20 protein-coding genes are annotated in these 23,484 nt (G+C 37.9%); 10 read left to right on the forward strand and 10 right to left on the reverse strand.

The features are described from left to right. Nucleotides 1–19 precede the first annotated feature (19 nt). The 3 genes from HPC41_RS16530 to HPC41_RS16540 form a co-directional block, all read right to left on the reverse strand. A complete protein-coding gene (locus HPC41_RS16530; protein ID WP_172395112.1) occupies nt 20–1,075 on the reverse strand; it encodes an L-dopachrome tautomerase-related protein in 1,056 nt (351 codons plus the stop codon). Nucleotides 1,076–1,688: 613 nt separating this feature from the next. Then, the gene (locus tag HPC41_RS16535; protein WP_172395114.1) at nt 1,689–2,354 is read right to left on the reverse strand and encodes an alpha/beta hydrolase; all 666 of its coding nucleotides are present in this window, start codon (nt 2,352–2,354) and stop codon (nt 1,689–1,691) included. 210 nt (nt 2,355–2,564) lie between these two features. After that, nucleotides 2,565–3,629: an NADH:flavin oxidoreductase gene (locus HPC41_RS16540; protein ID WP_172395116.1), complete on the reverse strand. Its 1,065-nt coding sequence runs from the start codon at nt 3,627–3,629 to the stop codon at nt 2,565–2,567. A gap of 147 nt (nt 3,630–3,776) precedes the next feature. Here HPC41_RS16540 and HPC41_RS16545 point away from each other — a divergent pair, with 147 nt between their 5' ends. Beyond that, the gene (locus HPC41_RS16545; RefSeq protein WP_216660805.1) at nt 3,777–4,076 is read left to right on the forward strand and encodes a winged helix-turn-helix transcriptional regulator; all 300 of its coding nucleotides are present in this window, start codon (nt 3,777–3,779) and stop codon (nt 4,074–4,076) included. A 334-nt stretch (nt 4,077–4,410) separates the two neighbouring features. Here HPC41_RS16545 and HPC41_RS16550 read toward each other — a convergent pair whose 3' ends face one another. Together HPC41_RS16550 and HPC41_RS16555 are read right to left on the reverse strand one after the other, a co-directional pair. Beyond that, on the reverse strand, nt 4,411–4,941 hold the full coding sequence (locus HPC41_RS16550) for an NADPH-dependent FMN reductase (protein WP_172395118.1): 531 nt from the start codon (nt 4,939–4,941) through the stop codon (nt 4,411–4,413). A gap of 240 nt (nt 4,942–5,181) precedes the next feature. Beyond that, on the reverse strand, nt 5,182–5,715 hold the full coding sequence (locus HPC41_RS16555; RefSeq protein ID WP_172395119.1) for a GNAT family N-acetyltransferase: 534 nt from the start codon (nt 5,713–5,715) through the stop codon (nt 5,182–5,184). Between the two features lie 435 nt (nt 5,716–6,150). Between HPC41_RS16555 and HPC41_RS16560 the strand changes: the two genes are divergently transcribed. Further along, entirely contained in the window at nt 6,151–6,447 is a 297-nt protein-coding gene (locus HPC41_RS16560; RefSeq protein WP_172395120.1) for a hypothetical protein, read from the forward strand. Nucleotides 6,448–6,490: 43 nt separating this feature from the next. On the opposite strand, the gene HPC41_RS16565 is transcribed toward HPC41_RS16560, so the two are convergent. Together HPC41_RS16565 and HPC41_RS16570 are read right to left on the reverse strand one after the other, a co-directional pair. After that, a complete protein-coding gene (locus HPC41_RS16565; RefSeq protein WP_172395121.1) occupies nt 6,491–6,982 on the reverse strand; it encodes a hypothetical protein in 492 nt (163 codons plus the stop codon). 260 nt (nt 6,983–7,242) lie between these two features. Then, nucleotides 7,243–7,641, reverse strand: a complete 399-nt coding sequence (locus tag HPC41_RS16570; protein ID WP_172395122.1) for a hypothetical protein — start codon at nt 7,639–7,641, stop codon at nt 7,243–7,245. A gap of 332 nt (nt 7,642–7,973) precedes the next feature. On the opposite strand from HPC41_RS16570, the gene HPC41_RS16575 reads away from it, so the two are divergent. Both HPC41_RS16575 and HPC41_RS16580 read left to right on the forward strand, forming a co-directional pair. Beyond that, a complete protein-coding gene (locus HPC41_RS16575; protein ID WP_172395123.1) occupies nt 7,974–9,146 on the forward strand; it encodes a hypothetical protein in 1,173 nt (390 codons plus the stop codon). Between the two features lie 110 nt (nt 9,147–9,256). Next, on the forward strand, nt 9,257–9,829 hold the full coding sequence (locus tag HPC41_RS16580) for a Crp/Fnr family transcriptional regulator (RefSeq protein WP_216660806.1): 573 nt from the start codon (nt 9,257–9,259) through the stop codon (nt 9,827–9,829). Between the two features lie 31 nt (nt 9,830–9,860). Here HPC41_RS16580 and HPC41_RS16585 read toward each other — a convergent pair whose 3' ends face one another. Next, nucleotides 9,861–10,346 carry a hypothetical protein gene (locus HPC41_RS16585; protein WP_172395124.1) on the reverse strand — a complete coding sequence of 162 codons (486 nt, stop codon included), beginning with the start codon at nt 10,344–10,346 and terminating at the stop codon, nt 9,861–9,863. Nucleotides 10,347–10,990: 644 nt separating this feature from the next. Here HPC41_RS16585 and HPC41_RS16590 point away from each other — a divergent pair. The 6 genes from HPC41_RS16590 (at nt 10,991) to HPC41_RS16615 (ending at nt 19,427) form a co-directional block, all read left to right on the forward strand. Beyond that, entirely contained in the window at nt 10,991–12,382 is a 1,392-nt protein-coding gene (locus HPC41_RS16590) for a 3-keto-disaccharide hydrolase (protein ID WP_172395125.1), read from the forward strand. 11 nt (nt 12,383–12,393) lie between these two features. Further along, nucleotides 12,394–13,809, forward strand: coding sequence for a Gfo/Idh/MocA family oxidoreductase (locus HPC41_RS16595; RefSeq protein WP_172395127.1), 1,416 nt, complete (start codon nt 12,394–12,396; stop codon nt 13,807–13,809). Between the two features lie 788 nt (nt 13,810–14,597). Then, nucleotides 14,598–15,497, forward strand: a complete 900-nt coding sequence (locus tag HPC41_RS16600; RefSeq protein WP_172395129.1) for a dihydrodipicolinate synthase family protein — start codon at nt 14,598–14,600, stop codon at nt 15,495–15,497. 161 nt (nt 15,498–15,658) lie between these two features. Continuing rightward, a complete protein-coding gene (locus tag HPC41_RS16605) occupies nt 15,659–17,116 on the forward strand; it encodes an aldehyde dehydrogenase (NADP(+)) (protein WP_172395130.1) in 1,458 nt (485 codons plus the stop codon). A 19-nt stretch (nt 17,117–17,135) separates the two neighbouring features. Beyond that, a complete protein-coding gene (locus HPC41_RS16610) occupies nt 17,136–18,134 on the forward strand; it encodes a 4-hydroxyproline epimerase (protein ID WP_172395132.1) in 999 nt (332 codons plus the stop codon). Between the two features lie 27 nt (nt 18,135–18,161). Next, a complete protein-coding gene (locus HPC41_RS16615) occupies nt 18,162–19,427 on the forward strand; it encodes an NAD(P)/FAD-dependent oxidoreductase (RefSeq protein ID WP_172395134.1) in 1,266 nt (421 codons plus the stop codon). A 106-nt stretch (nt 19,428–19,533) separates the two neighbouring features. Here the strand turns inward: HPC41_RS16615 and HPC41_RS16620 are convergent, their stop codons facing one another. After that, nucleotides 19,534–21,207, reverse strand: coding sequence for a M1 family metallopeptidase (locus HPC41_RS16620; RefSeq protein WP_172395136.1), 1,674 nt, complete (start codon nt 21,205–21,207; stop codon nt 19,534–19,536). 24 nt (nt 21,208–21,231) lie between these two features. Continuing rightward, nucleotides 21,232–23,406 (reverse strand): S9 family peptidase, encoded by a 2,175-nt coding sequence (locus HPC41_RS16625; RefSeq protein ID WP_172395138.1) that lies wholly within the window; start codon nt 23,404–23,406, stop codon nt 21,232–21,234. Nucleotides 23,407–23,484 lie beyond the last annotated feature (78 nt).

Consider the following 23,484-nt stretch of genomic DNA (forward strand, 5'->3'; position numbering starts at 1 on the left):
ATATTTAATATTCGAATAATCATTTCGGCAACTTTATTTTATAAACACGATAGGGTAGTTCGGCCCGGTCTATGCCCTTGTTCCATTGTGGATCTCTAGCTAATTGCGCGCATGAAAAGTAAAGATAACCGTTACCGTCTATACCCAAAGAATCTGGCCACAACAATCTCGGATCCTGCGTCAATAGATGAACTTGTCCGTCTGGACTCAAGTATTTGATACTGTAATCCATTGAGGTGGTAAGATAAATATTGCCGCTTCGATCTGCAAGCAGGCCGTGTGTAACGCCTACATTTCCCATATCTTCTACTTTGCTCTGTAGCTCTTGTTGGGAGAGTGTCATATCAGCAAGATACTTTGTCGCGACGCGGTATAGGTGATTTTTATTGATCGGTTTAAAATAGAAGTAATTAAAATCGTGACTTAGCGCTATCCCATTCACGTGGGAGAGGAATGGGCTCCCATCCCTATTGCGCATGTCTATACCCGAATAGGAAATAACAACTTCGGGATCTGCTAATGTGAAGGAACTTTTTTCCAATACTTTTCGGCTATTTCCCGTTTGAAGGTCAAGGACAATGATTGCTGCTTGTCCAGGGTCTGAAAGATAAGCAAGATTTTTTTGTACATCAATGCGGACATCGTTCAAACCTGATTTCGTTTTGTCCAAGTCATCAAATGTGTAGATACGCACGATTTGATTGTTTTTTGTGTCGATTTTTAGAAGTTTGAATTGTCCGGTAGGAGCCGTTCCACCTGGACCGAAAATAGCCCCAGACGTTGATGGTTTGGAGTCTAATACCCATAAGTAATCGGCTGCGTCTACAAATATATCCTGAACATTTACAAAATGGGAATCTTCATCCCCTTGTTTGTTCCATGATTCGTTTGGGTAGGGTATACGCTTGCCATCAATGATTTCTGTGAGTGCATATTGATAGTCTTTGTTCTGCTTAGGAAATGATACGAATAGTCTGTTTGTTGAAGTTGCGCTGACTCCTATGGGACGATAAGGCCCAAAAGATGCTGCAACTTCCAGTTTTGGATCGATAGCGAGTTTGTCTTGTGCTTGCATTTTGAAGCTAAAAATGTGAACAAATAGAATAAAAAATATAAGTCTTTTGAACATATCTTGTATTTATTTAAAATCTGGTAATTGTGTCGCATAGTGATAACCGGTTTCTAAAACGAATCCTCCTTTTATAACTTTGTTTTCTGCATTATTGTTTTAACAGATCTATTTTATGAAGGCTCTGTTGGATATCTTTAAGTTAAGGGCAGTTTTATTAAAAGAAATACACGATTTCTTTGATAATGGGAGATAATGCAGTAAAAATTCAAAGCAGTACGAACGACGCGATAAGCTATTGTTTTTAACGCGCCCCGCTATCGAAATTAGCGGGGAATTTTTCTTTCTATTATTTAGGAAATTTGACACCGAATCTGGATTTAAGTTTTTTCTCCATCGGGTTCATCGCCATTTTCATCTAAGTCTATGTGAGTTGATCTAAAGTATGTCAACAGATTCGGTGATTTTAAAAGGTTGACATGCTTAAATGATATAAAAAATGATTTTAGCGCTGTTGAATAGTATATATATAAGTACTGGATTGGTGTTGCTTCCTATCAATTCGTTACTACTTTGTTGAGTTAGAGGGGCACTTTAATCGAAGAGAGAGTTTTAATAACTATGGATGGCATTGATTCTCATTTATTATCCTAATTATGATCGTTTCAATTTCTTTTGCATGAGTGACAGTCATGAAATGACCAGCTCCTTGAATAATAAATGTAGGAGCTACATTTATTATTGGGATAATGCGATCTCTACTGCCGTGTATATGGATTAGATTATTGGGGATAGTCCTGTTTTTCCAATTTAAAATTTGTTGAATCGCCCAAGCCAAAAATTTAGAATCCGTGTCTTGTAATATTTGCTTGAGCATCATTTTATGTTCTTTTAGGTTGACACCAAAGAAATAATAAGATAAAATATGATGTGACTTTAGAACCGAACTCGGGATAAACTTGTGTATATTGAGCATACTGATAAGCTTGTAAAGTTTAGGGAGTTCATTATTACCTTTTGCGGATGAAAGTAAAATAATTTGTTTTATGTCAATTATTTTAGCTATTTCCATGGCAATCATTCCTCCAAAAGATAATCCAATAAGAATTGGACGTTCGGTGGTAATTTTAGCGGCTAATCGCAACGCATAGCATGAAATTGATTCTGTTGGAAGCGGGGCGATCCAGTCAAGGTATGTCACATTTAGGCCCTTAAAATTCATTTTGTTAAATACCCTTCGGTCGACTCCTAATCCACTAAGTATATAAATATGGGCTTCGGACATGATGATAGGTTTAAAAATATTTTGACGGCAATTTATTAATAATGAGCCGATATTCAAAAATAGAAAAATTTTAGGCTAACGTATATCATGTGATTTCTTAAAAAAACAAGATATCCAAACACGAGCGAATATCTTGTTTTTATCCATAAAAGCGAATACTCGTCTTTTATGGATTTTTAAATTTTTAGAACGTTTAGATTATTAATCTAGCTAAGACAAAGTTGTTAAGCTTTTGGCCTCGAAGATAGATAAATCTTCGAATTGTTCTGCTTGTACCTTTTTAACCCAGTTTGGATCTTGCAAGATCGCTCGACCTACAGCAACCAAATCGAAATCCCCTCTTTCATATCGACGTACCAATTCATCCAGTGAAGCTGGAGAGGATTTAAATTCTGAATTTGTAAATACTTCACCAAAATCTTTGTCAAGTCCAACCGACCCTACTGTTATTGTCGGTTGGCCAGAGATCTTTTTCAGCCATCCGGCGAAATTTAAATCGCTGCCCTCAAATTCTGGTTCCCAATAGCGTCGTTGGCTTCCATGGAAAATATCCACACCTGCATCAACTAATGGTAAGATCCAATCTTCCATTTCCTTTGGGGTAGGGGCTAATCTTGCTGTATAATCTTGCTGTTTCCATTGGGATAGTCTGATGATAATTACAAAATCAGGTCCAACGGCTTTTCGCATTGCTTTCACCACTTCGACAGCAAATCTGGAACGTTCCTTTATTGTATTACCACCGAATTCATCTGATCTGTGATTCATTCCTTCCCAAAAGAATTGATCAATCAGATAACCGTGTGCAGCATGTATTTCGAAAGCATCGAAACCTAGTTCTTTTGCAGATCTTGCTGCAGCTGCATAAGCTTGGATAGTATTTTCTATATCGACCAAAGTCATTGTATCTGGACTTTCAAAAGCTGCTGGTGGAGTCCACTGCATTGGCGTATATCCGACATGCCATAGTTGAGGTGCTATTTTACCCCCTTTTGCGTGGACAGCCTCGACAATGTTTTTCCAGCCATTTAATGCTTGGCCGCCATAGAAATTTGGAATGTCCTTTAAGTTTTTTGATGCAGGCCGTGCGATGACAGTTCCCTCGGTTAGAATCAAACCAACGTCTCCGGCAGCCCGCCGTTCATAATAACCTGTAACGACATCTCCAGGGATCCCGTCAATAGAAAATGCTCGTGTCATGGGGGCCATGACGAAACGGTTCTTTAATACAAGATTTTTGTATTGGAATGGACTGAAAAGTGTTTGTATGCTCATTTTTTTATATCATTTGCGAATTTCTATACAAAGATATTTTAAATAGTGTATTTTTGTAACTATTGATAGTATAAAGTAGTTACCTTTGCGTAACTATCAATTTATTTGACAATGAAAAGAACTGATTTTAAGAGCTGTTCGTGCGCGATGCAACGTTCCATGGGGATTTTGGGAACAAGATGGAAGCCCATTATTATATACACACTAAGAGATCGAAAAGCCCGATTTGGACAACTTGATGCGTTGATTGAAAATATTTCAAGAAAAGTACTAACGTCCTCATTAAAAGAACTGGAGGAAGATGGCATTATTTTAAGAGAAGTATTTAAAGAATTACCTCCTCGTGTAGAATATACTCTGACCGAGAAAGGGAAGGCACTTATTCCGATTATGTGTCAGCTTGCGAAATGGAATGAGGAATATTATGCGGAAGAAATTGCCCTTTGACAAGCCGCTTCATTTGAAATTATCTGTATCTAACTTCTTTTTGCCATCAGTTGTTGTTAAATAGGCAAAATAAGGTGATTGATTGCCGTTTTCCAGGACTTCCATTCCCAGTTTTCCGATTACTTTCAAATTTGGGCGATCATCTAGTTTAAATCCACTTTTGGGCGATAGATGCAACAATATTCGCTCGTGGAGCACAAAGAATCTACTGTAGGAAGAAGAAGACCAGCATCTTTGATTTGTGCACTCATTTGATTTGTGCACTCATAAAAAAAAACCTATAAATAGAGAAAGAAAAATGATCTTATAAAACTATCTTACTAATAGAGTATTGTTACGCGAGTTGTTTCTTGAAGTTGTTTATTTTTTCGTTAAGTGAAGTTAGTAGTTCCGGATTAATAACCCCATTGTTCAAATCAAAATTCTCATAGAATTTTGGTAATGAAAAAGTTTCTTTAATGATAGCGCCAAATTGAGGAAAGAATTTTTGCGCCTCGGCCATCACGTTTCCACCGCCATAGCCGCCGGGAGATGTAGTCATTAATAACATCGGTTTGTCCTGAAATACCTTAACATTTATTCGGGACGCCCAGTCAAAAACGTTTTTAAAAGCAACGCTGTAAGAACGGTTATTCTCTGCTAATGAACAAATAATAATATCGCTTTCTGCAATATTATTAAGAAAACGATAAGCTTCGTTCGGAAAACCATTTTTTTCCAAATCGACAGAAAAAATAGGCATATTATAATCGTTTAGATCAATCAAGTTGATTTCATGCTCATCAAAACTTTTCAGAACAAACTCGACTAATTGCCTATTGATCGAGGTGGAAGAATTGCTTCCAGCAAATGCAAATATCTTCATGTTTTCTATCGTAGGGTATCTACCTCTAAATTTAGCTAATTTTTTCGACAAATAATCCACCATTTCATTATTCGCTTGTAGCGCAATATTCGTCTATACAGTGATTGTAGCTATCCATTAAAAAAATGAACAGTGCTTTAATCAGTATTTTATCTTTCGAAATTATTATTTGACGGTGACAAAAATAAACTGAATATCGGCGATATTTTTTTAAAATTAATCTGTTTTTGTGATTAAATATTATCTATCTTCTCTAAAAATAGAATACATTGGGATATCATAGTATTTACCATCTTTCTTTAGGTGCTGTTTTAGTATAGCCTCTTTTTGCATCCCTATTTTGCTCAGAACCTTTCCAGAAGCTGGGTTATGGGGAAAATAGGTTGCAAATATCTTGTTGAAACTGAGTTCTCTGAATCCATAATTAATAACGGCTTTCGCAGCTTCAGTGACATAGCCATTATTCCAATATGGAATGCCTATCCAATAACCTAATTCGGCTTTATCGGAGCCTTCGTCGTGAAGTCCGATGGCACCGAGCAATTTCCCGTTTTTTTCTCGAATTGCAAAGGTGAACCCCTTGCGGTTTTTAAAGCTTTCGGTTGATAGTTTTAGCCAAATCTCAGCATCCTCCTTCCGATAAGGGTACGGAATATTCGATGTATAATCAGAAAATACTTTGTCTTGAAGATACAATACAATTTGTGGAATATCTTCCACTGTTATTTTGTCGAGAACAAGTCTTTCAGTTTCTAATCTTGGAAAGTCAGTCATATTATATGCGCTATAAAAAGGTTATAAAAATAGGACAAGGCAATTTTGTATTTGGAACAAAACTAAATATTATTTTCTGGTTATTTTAAATATGGTTAGCTAAAATAAAAATTAAGAGACCATTTCTCATGATTCAGCATGTAGTCAATGACAATTAGCGGGATTTTGGGTAAATGGTAAATAAAGTAGGCCTTAAATAAAAGCCTTGGCATAATACTATGATTTAAATTAACTAACTTAGCTATTATCCTTGGCTGCGAGGTTCGGAACATTCCCTAGCGAACTAGAAAAATGAACCGGCTTTGAGCCACTCGCCCCCGACTTTCGGGGGCTTGTTTTTAATTTTAACGCATTGAGATATGTAAATTGGAAAACAGTTAGATCAACCAATAATTACAATATTAGGTAGGAGAAAACTGGCACTAAAAAACAATAATGATAAAATTCTTAAAAACAAAAGGGACTCTTTTTTTAATTCTAGGGATATTGGGATTTATTGGTGTAGTGGCTATTGTTGCGATTTTGGGCACTGGAAATTCCGCACCGGATAAATTGATGGCGATGTACATCGGGATTTTTGGACTGATTCCAATGCTGTTATTGCTTATTATCGATCGGATCTGCGTATGGAAATTTGGTACGGTCAAGGTAAATAAAATAGAACTGTATATTCTTGGCATTTTTATGCTACTGTTTGTCTTAAACTGGATCCGCCTGCAGTTGCAGATCTAGTAGGTTAGGGCTTAGCGGGTTTAATTTACCAGCAACTTTGTTTTTAATCCTGTTTAGTTGCCCGTTCAAGTATATTGGCTATAAATTGGTCAAACGCTAGTTGTGAATCGACCAGGTATGCATTCTGATAATAATCAATACGGTATTTGATATGGGAGCGTATTTCTTGCTCACTATAAGTAGAGATGATAACCACATATTTGTTGCTGAGGTCGATCTGTTCCAAAATTCCGTTGACTGAATAATTACCGCCACTGCTAAACAGGAGAATATCTGCTTTTGCTGCTGCACTATATAGGTGATCGTCATTAAGCAGATTGAGTTGTTCGTTGTTTCTGATCAATGTTGTGTATGTATCTTTGAGCCAAAAGTAAGGTTGCCAAAGACAAATTGTATAGACCATTTTTAAGGATAGAGGAACTCGCTCGTTTAACTTGTCAGATCTTTTATCGTAGACCGGACGTGCTGGTTGATCTGTTATAATTTGTCTATTTGAAATCCGTGCAAGGCTTTGGGCTATATTGGTACGATGCATATGATACTGCTTAGTCCTATTAAACTGTTCATCTAAGTGACTAGAGGTATATAACCTCTTTGGCGATGTAAATAATATATTAAATCGTTTGATTATTATATGGTACAATCTATTCATATTGTCATAAATTGGTAGCCCGGAAAATTTTTGATATAATATCCCGTTTATTTTCTATCCGAAGGATTGGACGTAAACGGGATATTGATGTTAAAGGCACTTGTTAGATTAGTCCACTTTGGACGGTATTATCGTTCGGTAAATTACAGGCTTACTTTATAGCGAATATTGATCGCCAGTTGTCCCACAAAAGCTGCTTTCCTACTATTGTTGCTATCTATCTCAGCCATCATTTCGGCACCATTGATGATAATATCCTTCAAATCGGGCTGATCGTCCTTCGAGGTTGTTTCTTTGAAAAACTGAACGGCCTGTCCGAGTTCATAACTATTTGCGATAGCTTGACTCAACGTTTCCTGCAAATCGTCGGGCATGGTCATCAATTGAAATTTTTGTCTAGTAGTCAGTGCGAAATTTGCCTCCATCCAGGATAGAAAATTTTTGCGAATAGCTGTTGTTTCGATTGCCAATAAATTCTCCGGCAAGGCCAAGATGCGAAATTGTACTTTGGCTACGCCATGGTTGTTGAATTGCTGTTTCATTATTTAAATTTATTATATTACAATATCTCAATATTTAATTATAAACCACCTATTTTTTGTTAAAAAATATGATAACACGGCAGTGAGATGTAGGTTATTACCATTTGGACTGCCCTAGGATGCCGAGAGATCATCTGAAATAACACCTATCTACTGCTCCTTTAAAATTTTACCCTTGAATAATGTTATGTTTTTATTAATTATTTTGTAAATCTTATCGTTTGTTGGGTTGATGTTTTATAATTTCGATAGTATTTATTATATTGGTATAGTTTTGTAAGTAATTGCATTAAAGTTATTGTCCTAATCAGGTATTATTTCAGAGAAATGTCATGAAATCTATTGTTTATTTTTTGAGCTCGTTGATGTTGTCTATTGTCTTTAATTTGAAGACAATATCGTTTCAAGGTTTTTTGGAACGATCAGATCAGTATAAATATTGGATTTTGGTTGTCATTATGGTCTGCGTTTTTTGGATTGGGGCAACAATGGTGTCGCTGGTGCTTAATTTGCCCACATATTGGAGCGTTCCATATATGCGTGAGCGATTGGGTGAGCAAGCAAAATATATACCTGGTCTCGATATTTTCTTGCATTTTATCGCTTTCTTTTCGCTCCTATTGGTGTCCGTTTTTCCATTTCTATTATTGTATGTTGCTGTTATTTTTGTGTATAGTCAGTCTTCGGCAGAACGATCGATGCTTTTCGAACTTCATATGCAAATCTATGGAATACGCTATGCAACAATTTTTGTATCATACAGTCTCATGGTCTATATGCGTGAAAACTGGTCACTACTTTACCATTCTATCGGACAGCGGCAAAACCTTGCGGTATTTTATAACAGACCGCTCATGCGGGTAGTGCATAATATAAGTTTAGAGAAAGAATTACCAATACCAGAATCAATGGTAAAAAGGCGTAAACCTTTGATAAAAAAAATACCTGTTGTTGAACCATCCGAACAAAGATCACCGGCTTCGCTAAACGAATCCTGGAGCTTAAAAGAAAACAGCGTAAAGAGGAAAGGGCAATCCTTTGGAATAGATATCCACAACATCGACATTTATCTGTTGGCTGATTTGTTAGTTAAACGAGGGGAATTTGTCCCATATATTAATCTGCAGCAGCTTCGATTTATTGATATCGTGGCAGTATATACAACAGCCGACACCAAATGCATTATCTTGCGTAATGGAACAACATTGGATTGTCCTACAATCTTTGATCAACTAAAGCGAGTTGGCATGGACAACTGGCTTGTCAAAATATCAAAGAATTATGCAATTAATATGTTCTTTGTACACTATCCTATCAAACGTGTGGCAGATGACTTGAAACTACAACCCTTTGTTACGGAAATGTTGCTACAAAACATGGATCAGGAGCAGCTTAATGAAATTTTACGGACTGGAAAAGGGCTTAGGGGACATCATGTCAAACACTTCTTAAACAATCAGGAGAATTATCCCCGTATGGGTTGGGATGCATCTATTAAAATCTAGACGACGTAGCGCCCTTTTTAGTAGTAAAATTTCCATTTTGTGAGACCTAACTATTTATTGTATTTTGCACGAGCGAGCAAAATTACAGTTACAAAATAAAAAGCAAGGTCTTGGAAAGATTTAGAGCACATTTAGAGAAATTTATCAAGATTGATGACGTTACATTTGAAAGGATAACACAATACTTTAACGTAATATCAATAGTTAAAAAGGAGAATTTATTGGAAGAAGGACAAGTCTGTCGGTATCATTATTTTGTGTTGAAAGGAATATTGCGTAAGTTTTTTGTGAGTGAGAAAGGTGTAGAACAAACAACAGAATTTGCTATAGAAAATTGGTGGCTTACAGATAATATGGCCTATGAACATAAACTTGTAAGCTCTTTCTACATCCAAGCTGTTGAAAAATCTGAAGTATTGTATATAAGTCAAGAAAGGCAAGACGAGCTAATAGGAGAATTTCCGATAATGGAACGTTATTTTCGTTTTGTATATCAGAGAGCTTATGCTGCAGCTCAACTACGTGTTAAATATCTTTTTTCGTTATCTAAAGAAGAGTTTTATCGTGACATGGTAGTTAAGTATCCCGAATTTGTGCAGCGGGTACCGCAATATCTTATTGCATCTTATTTGGGTTTTACTCCTGAATATCTGAGTGAAATTCGAAAAAAATTAGGTTCTTAAAATATACTATATGTTCCAAAGAACAATACAACTAATAACATTGGTCGGAATCTGTTATTTTATAAGGCATAGTTTGAAAATTTAGTTTGTGTTCTTCCGCATAATTAGCGACCAATTTATTGAATTTTTCGATTGCTTTTTCTTCAGATTTAGCAAAGCAATGTAAGGCAATCTCCAAGGGTTTTTCTGAAGTAGCTCCATCTATACGTAATCTTCCGACCTCGGAAAGAACAACCGCAAACGAGGTTTTGCAAATTTCTATATCCAATTTATTGTCTATCAACTGAGAAGAAATACTAAAATAAGCATCATTATTCTGGATTTCATCTTGAAAAGGATCCAAAAAAGTAGTTACTATAGCACGATAGCCATATTTTGCTTCGCCAAAAAAATGGTTAATATATTCCTGCGCTTTTTCATAAGTAGAAAAAACACCTTCTAGATTCGTGAATACATCTGGATCTTCCTTAATTTCCTTTGAAACTACTGTATATACCTTTACGGGGTTGGTTGTCATATTGCTACTGCCTATATGTTAAGTAAAGTTTTTCTGCAAAAAAACTAATTTAAAATTTTATCGAAGCGATGGAAAAAGATAAAAACGTCTTTTTAAAATAAAAAATTTCCTTTGTCTACTTTGTAGCCGATTTGGAATATATGTTTGTGCTTTAAAGTTGTGTATAATTTTCGTTTTCTCCAAATTTTTTACTGATTGTTTTTTATTTTTTGTAATGAGATTTTTCCCTATATTATGCGCTTTTTTCGCTAAATATCGAAAAATCAAAATCGTAAAAAAATTACACAGTGAGACTAAAGGATGAAATTTTATCTCAATACGATATCTGTATAAAGATTGCAGTCTTTTAAGCTGTTATTTTACATATTAACTCTCTGGTGTTTCAAACGTTTTCGTAAATAAATCGTAAAATTATATTCATTCAAGCTATATTAATTTATATATTGTTTTACCAAGCAAATTGGACAAATAACCATTAAGAGGGTATACATGGAGATAATTCCTGATCGCCTAAATCATCGGAAGGAATTGATCTGTTTACATACTTTTTAATATCTAGAAAAAGGTAGTACATATCATATGAATAATAAACCAATATTCAAATAAATAAACTGGGCATATGAGCTCAAACAATAATTATTACAATGAAAAGAAACACATTATTTAGATCTGTTTTGATGGCGGCGATGATTGGAAATACATTTTTATCGCATGCTCAGATAAATAAGAGTACAGAAATAGGTTGGATAAACCTTTTTGATGGGAAAACGCTGAATGGTTGGAAATCTGTAGGTGGAAAAGCTCCTTATTCTATTGAGGGAGATGCAATCGTGGGCCGAATGACTAAAGGAACACCTAATTCATTTTTGATTACAGAAAAAGAATATGGCGATTTCATATTGGAATTAGATGTTAAGCTCGAAGGTAGTCAAACAAATTCAGGAATTCAGACCCGAAGTCATCTCGATCCCAATGCCAATGATGGTCGAGGTAGGGTTTATGGACGACAAGTCGAAATAGACCCTTCTTCCCGAGCGTGGACAGGGGGCATTTATGATGAAGCACGTCGAGGCTGGATTTATCCCCTGGATCTCAATGAAAATGCAAAAAAAGCATATAAAGCTGAAGAATATAATCACGTTAGAATTGAGGCAATTGGGGATGAGTTGCGTACCTGGATCAACGACGTACCTGTCTCTTATGTAGTAGACACAATTGATCGGACTGGTTTTATCGGACTACAAGTACATAGCATCCCTTCGGAACTAGATGGAAAGAAGGTATATTTCAAAAATATTAAAATAAAGACTACAGATTTAACGTCGAAAGGGTTTCCGAAAGACGTCTATATCGTCAACCTAAAACCAAATGAGTTAATCGATGCTGAAAGGAAAAATGGAGTTAAGTTATTATTTGATGGTAAAACCAATAGCGGGTGGCGCAGTATTCATGGAAACAAATTTCCTGATCGAGGTTGGGAAGTTAAGGATGGTCAATTAACCGTTTTGAAATCTGACGGCGGAGAGTCAACTAATGGTGGCGATATTGTAACAAAGGACAAATATTCGGTATTTGATCTCTCTTTTGAATTTAAACTTAGTCCTGGCGCCAATAGTGGTGTCAAGTATTTTGTAACATTAAAAGAAAAGTCTAAAGGATCAGCTATAGGTCTTGAATATCAGGTGCTTGATGATGCCTTACACCCTGATGCAAAATTGGGACGGGCCGGAAATCGTACTTTGGCGTCTCTATATGACCTCATTACGTCGGATGGAGAGAAGCGAGCTAGGAGACCGATCGGTGAATGGAATAGAGGAAGGGTAGTGGTAACAGCTGATAATCGGGTTGAACACTACCTGAATGGCGTTAAGATGTTGAGTTACAAACGAGGATCAAAGGAATTTAAGGAGCTGGTCGCTATCAGTAAATATAAGGACTGGGATAACTTTGGTGAAGCAAAAGAGGGGCTTATTTTATTACAGGACCATGGGGATAGGGTTTCATTTCGCAGTATAAAGATTAATACATCAAACTAAGCTTAGAATATATGAATCATTATTTATCACGCCGAAGCTTTGTTAAACAATCTGTCATTGCAGCTGGCGCTGTGATGCTATCGAATAGCACCTTTGGTAAAATCAATTTAGCATCGGCAAATGAGCGGGTGAATTTGGCCTGTGTAGGTTTAGGAAATAGGGCGGCGGAGATTATAAAGGAGCTTTATAAAACGGGACTTTGCAATATTGTCGCGTTATGCGATGTTGATCTAGGTGCGAAGCACACGCATGAGATTTTAGCGATGTTTCCTGATGCACCTAAGTTTAAAGATTTTAGAGTTATGTTTGATAAGATGGGGAGTCAGATTGATGCGGTTAGTATCGGGACGCCTGATTTTTCCCATTTTGCCATAACAATGTTGGCATTGGATCTTGGAAAACACGTTTATGTAGAAAAACCAATGGCAAGGACATTTCTCGAAGTTGAGTTAATGACCAATAAGGCTAGGAAGAATACAAAACTTGTGACACAAATGGGAAACCAAGGACATTCCGAAGCAAATTATTTTCAATTTAAAGCATGGAAGGAAGCTGGGATAATTAAAGATGTCACCCGTATTGACGCACATATGAATATGCCACGTCGATGGCATGGATGGGACGTGAATATGAAAGGATTTCCTATTGCTGAAATAGCGCCAGAAACTTTGGACTGGGAACTGTGGCAAATGCAGACCTTAGGTCATAATTATAATAAGGATTTTGTGAATGGGCAATGGCGTTGTTGGTATGATTTTGGGATGGGAGCTCTTGGTGATTGGGGGGCACATATATTAGACACTGCACATGAATTTTTGGATCTTGGACTACCGACAGAGGTCAGTGCTGTCAAACTTGATGGACATAACTCTTATTTTTTTCCCATGTCTTCGACATTGAAATTCCATTTTCCAAAGCGAAAAAAAATGCCAGCAGTTGACATTAATTGGTATGATGGGCTAAATAATTTGCCGCCTATACCAGATGGCTACGGAGTTTCGGGATTAGATCCAAATATCCCGGCTCCTAGTACAGGCAAATTGGAACCAGCAAAGTTAAACCCCGGCAAGATTATTTATGGAAAGGAACTGACTTTTAAAGGAGGTTCCCATGCCAGTGTTTTGCAGATCATTCCCGAAGCTAAAGCAAAGGAAATGGAATCACGCCTTCCTGAGACACCAAAATCGCCATCTAATCATTTTGCTAACTTTTTGAGAGCATGTAAAGGGGAGGAAAAAACAAGATCAGCTTTTGAGATCGCAGGACCTTTAAGTCAAGTATTTTGTTTGGGGGTCATTGCGCAGCGGTTGAACACAAAAGTAATCTTTAATCCTGAAAAAAAGGAAATCACCAACGATACATTTGCCAATGCGCTTTTGGCAGGTCCCCCTCCTGCAAGGGGATGGGAACAATATTATAAAATGTAAAGAGAGGTTATTGATCTTTATAAAATGAAAAGCGGGGGTAATTAGATTTATTCCTCGCTTTTTATTTATCAGACTTTTTTCGAAGCCAATTGTTACGTTCTCGGTTGTATCAACCCTATATTTAGCAATATGCACTGCAATCATGGAAACGGTTAGGGCGTATTGACATAACCAGTCCAAGTTCTGTCGCTTTTAAGCCAGTCGATGAGTATACTAATGGAACCGAAGCTAAAAATTATCGGAAAGGCATATGTATACTTTCGGAGCCTGTAGTCGAACGGTAGAAATCGAGGTAGATACCATGTTAATTAAAGTAGCTTACGGAATGCGGCTTTAAAACGATTACAGTATTATAACTGAAGCGATGACAGAGTAAATGGAATTATATTCACTTAAAAATATTTGGTCTGAGAAATAAGAGGTGAAGGAGTTAAAATATCTATTCAGATAAAACAAAAAAGGTTTTCAAACGGGGAGAATGAAAACCTTTAATAACCAATTATAAACCTAAATTATGATAGTACAAAGATAGTGTCTTTTATACACACTAGCAAATTTTTTAAAAAAATATTTTGAATTTATCAGATACTTATTGCGATTAGCATGGAATAAGCTTTGTTATTATGGTTTGATATACCGATATTAATTATAACATCTGTTTTCTATGCATTTTTACTAAAGGCATTCTATAAAAGGTGAATATTAGGTCAGTGTTGATTAATTCATAAGAAGATTGGACTTTGTATTCCAAATAGATTTGTGATAAAGAAATATTAAAATATTAAGCTATGGCACAATTTAAGTGGGAGGGGATTTATCCTGCAATGTTATCTCCATTTGACGAAAATGGGAATTTGGATTTTGATATGTTTGGTAAAAACATCAACGCACAATTGGCGGGAGGTGTTCACGGCCTGATTATCGCTGGTTCTCTAGGTGAGGCAAGCGTCTTGACTACGGAAGAAAAGTATGAGCTATTGAAATATGCTTTGAAAGTTGTTGAGGGACGTGTTCCTATATTACTCAATATTGCAGAAAATACAACTGCAGATGCGATTAGAATAGCTCAAACCAGTGAGGAATTAGGTGCTGATGGTTTGATGTTGTTGCCTCCAATGCGTTATAGAGCTGATGATAGAGAGGCTGTTACTTATTTTCGTTCTATTGCACAAAGCACCAAGTTACCCATTCTGATTTACAATAATCCTGTTGATTATAGCACTTATGTCTCGCTTGATATGTTTGAGGAATTATTGTTGGAACCAAATATCCAAGCGGTGAAAGAATCGACCCGTGATTTAACCAATATTACTCGATTGAAAAATCGTTTTGGTGATCGACTAAAGATTTTAGCTGGAGTAGATACATTGGGTCTAGAATCACTGATGTTGGGTGCAGATGGCCTTGTCGCTGGATTGGTGGATGCGTTTCCAAGAGAGACGGTCGCAATGTACGATCTTGTGAAAGCGGGGGAATATAAGAAAGCGGTAGAAATATACCGTTGGTTTATGCCATTATTGGAGTTGGATATTCATCCTAAACTGGTTCAATATATCAAATTGGCTGCAACAGCAGAAGGGATTTCAACACCGTATACACGTGCTCCTAGATTACCGTTGATTGGCGAGGAAGAGCAACGTGTTAAAAAAATTATTGCAGACTCAATTGCAACTAGACCACAATTATAAGGAGTTTCCTGAGTTTTATTCAGATGAAGACTCGGGAATCTTTTTTTATACTTTTAAATATACGAAAGAACCTTTTTTAGTAATCAATCCCGGATGGTGTTAAGATCTATTGAAGGTTCTTTGTTTTTTGAGAAGATATACTAACTTTAAATACAAAAGGAATGGATAGCAACAAAAATGAAATTGATCACGTGTTGAAACAGGCAGAAGTTGGGTTTCAATTTCTTCAACAAAGTGATGTCATTGAACGGGCAGAATTAATGTATGCCATTGCCACGGAAATCGAAACATTGGATGAAATATTGATTGAAACAGCTCATTTAGAGACAGCACTTCCTTTGGCCCGGCTCCAGGGAGAAAAAGCCAGAACGGTCAATCAATGGCGACGTTATGCGGATGCGGTAAAGACTGGTTTATATAGTGAAGCGCGGATAGACCGTGACCCAAACGGACAATTTGATTTACGTAAATATAATAAAGGGCTTGGTCCTGTTGTGGTCTTTGGAGCAAGTAATTTTCCCTTTGCTTTCTCAACCGCAGGTGGTGATACAGCAAGTGCTATTGGTGCAGGATGTTCGGTTATCGTAAAAGCTCATCCCGCCCACCTTAAAACCTCACAATTGATGGCTGATGCTATCCAAAGAGCTATTTCCAAATACGGTGCTCCTGACGGTGTTTTTAGTCATGTTATATCGGATTCCTTCACTATTGGACAGCAATTGGTTAGTCATAAATTGGTAAAGGCGGTGGCGTTTACTGGGTCTTTTCGTGGTGGAAAGGCATTGTTTGATCTCGCGCAGTCAAGACCTGACCCCATTCCGGTATTTGCTGAAATGGGAAGTGTAAATCCAATATTTCTATTGTCCGATTATTTGACGAATAACCTCGAAGCTTTCGCTAAGCAATACATTGGCTCCTTACTCTTGGGGGTTGGGCAATTTTGTACTAACCCGGGTGTATTAGTAGGCTTCTCGGGCGAGCAGCTAGACAGGCTCAAACTAGCGTTAAAGAACGAACTAAAATCTGCTTCTACAGGTAAAATGCTACATACTGGTATACTGGAAAGCTATAATCGTTTAAAAAGCGAAATGGTTCAATATGAAGGCGTAGGTATATTAGAAGAGGGACAGGATAATACTCCGGGCGAGTTTGCTCAGGCGCTGCTTGTGGAAGCTCAGGCAACTCAGGTTTTGACAAATCCTAAGCTCCTAGAAGAGGTATTTGGGCCTTTTGGACTGGTTATTTCCTGTTCCGATCAAGCTGAAATGAAGGCTTTACTAGAACAGCTTGATGGACAGATTACGATAACTTTTGCAGCATCGGAGAAAGATATTCGTGAATGTACTGAGCTCTTTGCGATTGCACAGGACAAATGTGGAAGACTTCTTTTCCAAGGTATGCCGACAGGAGTAGAAGTACAGTATGCGATGCAGCATGGCGGACCATTTCCGGCGACGACAGATCCACGTTTCACATCTGTCGGCCCAGATGCAGTTAAAAGGTTCATTCGGCCGATTAGCTTCCAAAATTGGCCAAACGAATTTTTGCCGAAAGAACTTCAAGACGGGAATCCGTTACAGATCGATCGTTTGATCAATCAACAATGGACGAAGGCATAATATAGATAAGTAACCAAAAATGAAGAAGACTTTTTTTTGTATAGATTCACATACCTGCGGCTGTCCTGTGAGATTGGTGGCTGGTGGAGCTCCATTGTTGCGAGGAAACTCAATGATGGAACGCAGGTTGCATTTTATGGATGAATTTGACTGGATTCGTAAGGGATTGATGTTCGAACCTAGAGGCCATGATATGATGAGCGGAAGTATGCTTTATCCGCCTTTTGATCCTGAAAACGATATTGGAGTTCTTTATATTGAAACCAGTGGCTGCTTGCCAATGTGTGGACATGGAACAATCGGTACGGTGACGATTGCGATAGAAGAAGGGTTGGTGCGACCGAAAACTCCGGGAAAACTGAGATTGGAGACTCCAGCTGGGCTTGTACATATCGATTATATTCAAGAAGGACCAAAAGTCAAAAGTGTAAAGCTTACGAATGTAAAATCTTTTTTATATGCGGAGGGGTTGACAGTAGACTGTCCGGACTTAGGACGCATTACAGTTGATGTTGCTTATGGTGGAAATTTTTACGGAATTATTGATCCGCAAGATAATTTTGAAGACATCAGCTCTTACTCCGCAAGTCAACTGATTCATTATGGCAAAATAATTCGTCAGTTACTTAACGATAACTATTCTTTTGTTCATCCTGAAGACATAAATATTCATGGATTGACCCATATACAATGGACCGGAAAGCCTACCCATCCGAATTCTTCCGCACGAAATGCAGTGCTAGTTGGCGACAATGCTTTGGACCGTTCTCCTTGTGGAACCGGTACTTCGGCGCGTATGGCGCAATGGTATGCAAAAGGAAAACTAAAAAAAGGGATGGAATTTGTGCATGAAAGTTACATTGGGTCACAATTCACAGGTAAAATCGAGGCCGAAACAACGATAGATGGTAAACCGGCTATTATCCCATCGGTAGAAGGTTGGGCAAGAATAACGGGCTATAACACTATTTTTTTGGATGATGAAGACCCTTATTTTGGCGGTTTTCAGGTGATATAAAAGATTATTAAGACAATAAATAGAAACGTGAAAGAAAACAATAGAGGTACAGTTGTCGTGATAGGTGCAGGAATTGCGGGACTCGCTTCTGCCTATTACCTTGTCAAAGACGGTTGGGAAGTGAAAATTCTGGAGAAAAATACATTAGACAATAATTGTTCCTATGGTAATGCAGGGATGATTGTACCAAGCCATTTTACCCCTTTGGCTGCGCCTGGTATTGTTGCTCAAGGAATAAAATGGATGTTCAATAGTAAAAGCCCATTTTATGTACGACCTTCATTAAATCCGCGATTGATCAATTGGGGACTGAAATTTCTAAATCATGCCAATCGAGCACATGTCGATCAACATGCGACCGCCATACGTGACCTAAATCTCTATAGCAGCAGGCTCTATGATGAGCTTGCATCGCAAGATGGCTTTGACTTTGAGTTGAGACAAAATGGCATTCTGATGATGTACAGATCGAGAGAAATGCAGCATGAAGAAATTGAACTTGCCCATCGTGCGCAGGACCTAGGATTGGATGTAGATATCTTAGAGGGAAATGCTGTTCAGGAATTAGAACCAAATCTTAAGCTGGATGTTTTGGGAGCGATATTATATCGATGTGATGGAAAGCTATATCCGCCAAAGTTAATGCAACAATTGATTCAATACTTGAAAACAGCGGGAGTAATTTTTTTCGAGGAAACCGAAGTCAATAAATTTGTTACTTCAGGAAAAAGGATTAAGGAGGCGATAAGCAATAAAGGGAGTTTTCAGGCGGATGCTTTTGTGTTGACAGGTGGAGCGTATTTGCCCCAGTTGACATCAAAGTTGAACTGCAATACGCCGCTGATGCCGGGAAAAGGTTATTCGTTTATGTATGAACCAAAGGAGGGGAATACATTGAATCATGCGGCGCTATTGCTTGAGGCGCGAGTTGCTGTGACGCCTATGAATGGTCAGATCCGATTTAGTGGTACAATGGAATTGGGGCCAGCAAATGATAAGATTTATAAAAATCGTGTACAAGGCATTGTGGAATCCATCCCCAAATATTACCCCGAACTAAAGGTCGATTATCCCCAAGATAAAATATGGTATGGCTATAGACCATGTTCACCAGATGGACTGCCTTATTTGGGAAGATTAAAAAAATATGATAATGCTATTGTGGCTGGCGGGGGAGGAATGATGGGGTTAAGTTTGGGCCCTGCCTATGGTAAAATTGTTTGCGACCTATTGGCCGGGAGGGAAATAGCGTCAAATATTCAAGGATTTAAACCCGATCGTTTTGATCATTAACAGCCTATTTATAAAGGCTGTATCCAAAAAATAGTTTTTTTGGGTACAGCCTTAAATTTTCATTCTTGGGTTATTTTATTAGGTTGTCTAATTCTTATAAGGAAAGTTATTCTGATAAAACACCTACATAATAATTGAATGTGTCTACGTCAATATTTTCTTTATTTAAACCATTTATTTTAATCGGCCGGAAATGCTGATCTAGTTCAATGAGATCTCTTTTTTGACCTTTTATACCAATATGTATTGGCATATGGAAGCCTTTGACTTCGCTGATCCAACGTCCCATTATTCTGCCTGAAGGATCTTGTCTAATCTCCAGTATAGGAATGGAAGTGTGCTGCACATATTGTTCAAATACTTTTAAAAGATCTAAACCGGATTGTTGACTGACATAATTGACAATATCATTATAATCTACCTGCTGATGATAAAATTTGCTGTTCAAGCCTCGAAGAATGCTACGCCATTTATCATCATTGTTGATCATGGTACGTATCATATTGAGCATAACGCCGCCTTTTGGATACATGTCTCCAGATCCTTCTTTGTTTACATGATAGGGGCCTTGGATAGGGCTATCATTTTGGATCCCACTTCGAATGCCGTGGGCATAGGTCTGGCTGGCCTCTTTGCCATAGAAATAGTCAATAAATAAACCCTCGGAATAATTGGTGAAGCTCTCATGAATCCACATATCCGCCAAATCAGCTGAAGTTATATTATTGCCAAACCATTCATGACCAGATTCATGGACGATAATGAAATCCCATTTCTGTCCCCAGCCTGTTTCCGATGCATCCCTGCCACGATACCCATTTTGATAATGATTACCATAAGCAATGGCACTTTGGTGTTCCATTCCAGTATGGTAAGTTTCAACGAGCTTATAACCATCTTCATAGAAAGGATATGGCCCAAACCAATGTTCGAAAGCTTCCAATGTCTGTTTGGCATTTTTTTGTAGATGAGCCTTTTTTTCGGCTTTATCATTCTCTCGTAAAATATAATAGTCCACATCTAAAGGTCCTTTTTCACCTTTGTATTTTTCTTTAAAATGAATGTAATCTCCAATATTGATGGCGACATTATAGTTATTGATCGGATTGACAACTTTCCAATGGAATTTGGTATAACCATCTTTCATTTTTTCTGTTTTGACTAAGCGTCCGTTGGAGACATTCATGACATCGTTCGGAACAGCAACTGAAATCAACATGCTATCTACTTCATCATATTGGTGATCTTTGTTTGGCCACCATACGCTAGCGCCCATGCCCTGGCATGCTGTAGCTACCCATGGCTTTCCATTACTGTCTTTTTTCCAGTCAAATCCACCATCCCAAGGAGCTTTTAAAGCTTCAGTAGGATGACCTTCGTAATATACTGTAAATTCATCCTGCGTTCCACGAGAGATGTTAACAGGAAAGTCGATAAAGACAGCGTTATATTCCCTTGTAAATGGCACTTCCTTCCCTTTGTAAATTATTTTATTGATCTTAAGATTTGCAAAAAGATCGAATTGCAAACGCTTAAAATCAGTAGTCGCTTTAAAGCGGAAGAGGTTAGAGCCGGATATAAACTTATTGTTTATGTCGACCTTAACGTCCAAATGATAATATTTGATGTCATAACAAGTTCGTAGTGGTGTAAGAAATCCGCGAAGTGAATCCGCTCTCGTGAATTCATTTTTTGCTTTCATCAGCTGGGCTGTGGATTGCTGGATACCTGCTGCCAAAATACTGTAGGTGCCTAATGCATATAATAGTGTCCTTTTCATCTGTAAAATAATTATCAATTCAATCTATTTCCCGCCTGGGGGGCAATGAAGTTTTAAATAGTTTGTAAATAAAGTTCTTAAATGTTCGTGCGTACCTTGGCCTTCACTGATAGAATGGCTGCGGTTAGGGTAGGACATCAGTTGGAACTGTACATTATTTTTGATAAGCTCATTTATCAGCACTTCGGCATTTTGATAATGAACATTGTCATCTCCAGTTCCGTGGATATACAGTAGATTTCCTTTAATATTTTTTGCATATTTCAGTGGAGAGCCGTTTTCAAAGTCTGCAAGATTTTCTTGTGGAAGGCCCATGTAGCGTTCTTGGTATACATTGTCGTAGAGCAACTGATTTGCTACAGCTGCAATGGCGATACCCGTTTTATAGATTTGCGGATATTGCCCTAGGAGGTTAAGCGTGCTTGATCCCCCTCCGCTCCATCCCCAAACGGCCACACGTGAATTGTCGACAAACGGCCATTTCAGTATTTCTTGTGCTCCCAGTGCTTGGTCGCGAATATTGAGCTGACCGATATTGCGATAGATGCTTTTTCGCCATAAGCTGCCTTTAGGAGCCGGCGTCCCGCGATTATCCAACGAAATATAAACATAGCCGTCCTGTGCCATATTTCCTTTATACAACGGGTTGTAACCGGCACTAAAATTGTCTAAAACCGTTTGTGATGCTGGTTCGCCGTAGACCATGAAGACGACAGGATACTTTTTGTTTGGATCGAAATCAAGCGGTTTTATCATCCAGCCGTCTAATTCAACTCCTTCGGCGGTTTTAACGTTAAAAAACTCTTTAATACCATCACTGACTTTTCTCTCGCGTTTGAATTCAAAATCTACGAGCACTTTGTGTGTGGGCAGCTCAATCACAGCATTTTGTTTTTGTTCAGCACGATTGCTAAAGTTGAAGATTGCGACCTTACCATCTTTTGAAATATCATAATCGCACGTACCTTCGTAAGATGTAGGTGTCAGCCTTTTTGGAACTCCGCCTTTCGTAGAGACACTATATAGATATTTTTGTGTTGCATTGGTTGGAGATGCGGTAAAATAAATAGTTTCATTTTTCGGATCGAAAAAGTCAAGATTGATCATATCATAGTCCGCTTTCATCACCAGCTTCTCGTTGCCTGATAAATCAATCTGGTAAATTTTGCGCCAGCCGTCCTTTTCAGATACCCAGATGAAGGCCTTTCCACCTTGAACCCAGTCCCATCCCGAAGGATCGTTGTTGTTCCATCGTGCTTTGATATCAATCCAGGAATCGCTTTGCTCTTGATGTATGTTTTGCGCCCTATTATTGGAGAGGGCAATAGTATAGATCTTGCTCTCATTTTGTTTTCTGTTGAGCTGCTCTAGGATGACCTGTTTGTTATCGAGACACCATTCCATGCGGGGAATATAATGTTGGTAAGGATCTCCGGGGATATTCAGCATAGTAGTCTTGGCATTTGCAATTTCATAGATCCATATCGAACAGGCACTGGGCGACTGACCGACTTTAGGATATTCTACTGGAATAGTGTAGGAATAGAGGCTATCGGTATTGTTGACCATCAGAAAATTCCGGATATTGCGGGCATCAAGTTTCCAGTAAGCGATAGCCGAGCCGTCGGGGGACCAACGGAAGCCATCTTTACAACCAAACTCTTCTTCGTAGACCCAGTCGAAAGTGCCATTAATCATATGATCTGTACCATCTTTGGTAACAGCAGCGATGTTGCCGTTGATCAGATCTTCTACGTAAATATTATGGTCGGCCTTGTTGACGTAAGCTACTTTGTCTGCATTTGAGTTAAATTTAGCAAACATCAGCTGTGATGTTGGAAATTTTTTTCCTAATTGCCGCAGTTGATTGGATTTCTTGTTATAAACCCAATAATCACCTCTTGTATTCTCGCGCCAAACTCTTTTACTATTGGTATAAATCAAAATAAGTTCTTTGTTTTTCGAGATGGAGAAGTTCTCAACTTTTAGCGCGGCCGTTTGGCCTTGAGGGATAAGCGATTGTTGAGAAAGGAAGATTGATCGATTCCCATTTTTCGGATTGACTACTTCTATTCCCTTATCGGAAAACTCATAATATTGATCACCATTATCCGTCCAAAGCCGTTGAGCAAAAAGAGAAATTGGTGTATAAAAAATCAATATAAGAATGACGATGATCGATTGTCTAATTTTTTTCATTTTTTATATTTATTATTTAGTCGAATGTAATGATTCGAGATGTAGGATTTCACATTTTAAGCTTATCATGCTAATTAT

The organism is Sphingobacterium prati (assembly GCF_013167215.1).
In the GTDB taxonomy this organism is placed as follows: Bacteria; Bacteroidota; Bacteroidia; order Sphingobacteriales; family Sphingobacteriaceae; genus Sphingobacterium; species Sphingobacterium prati.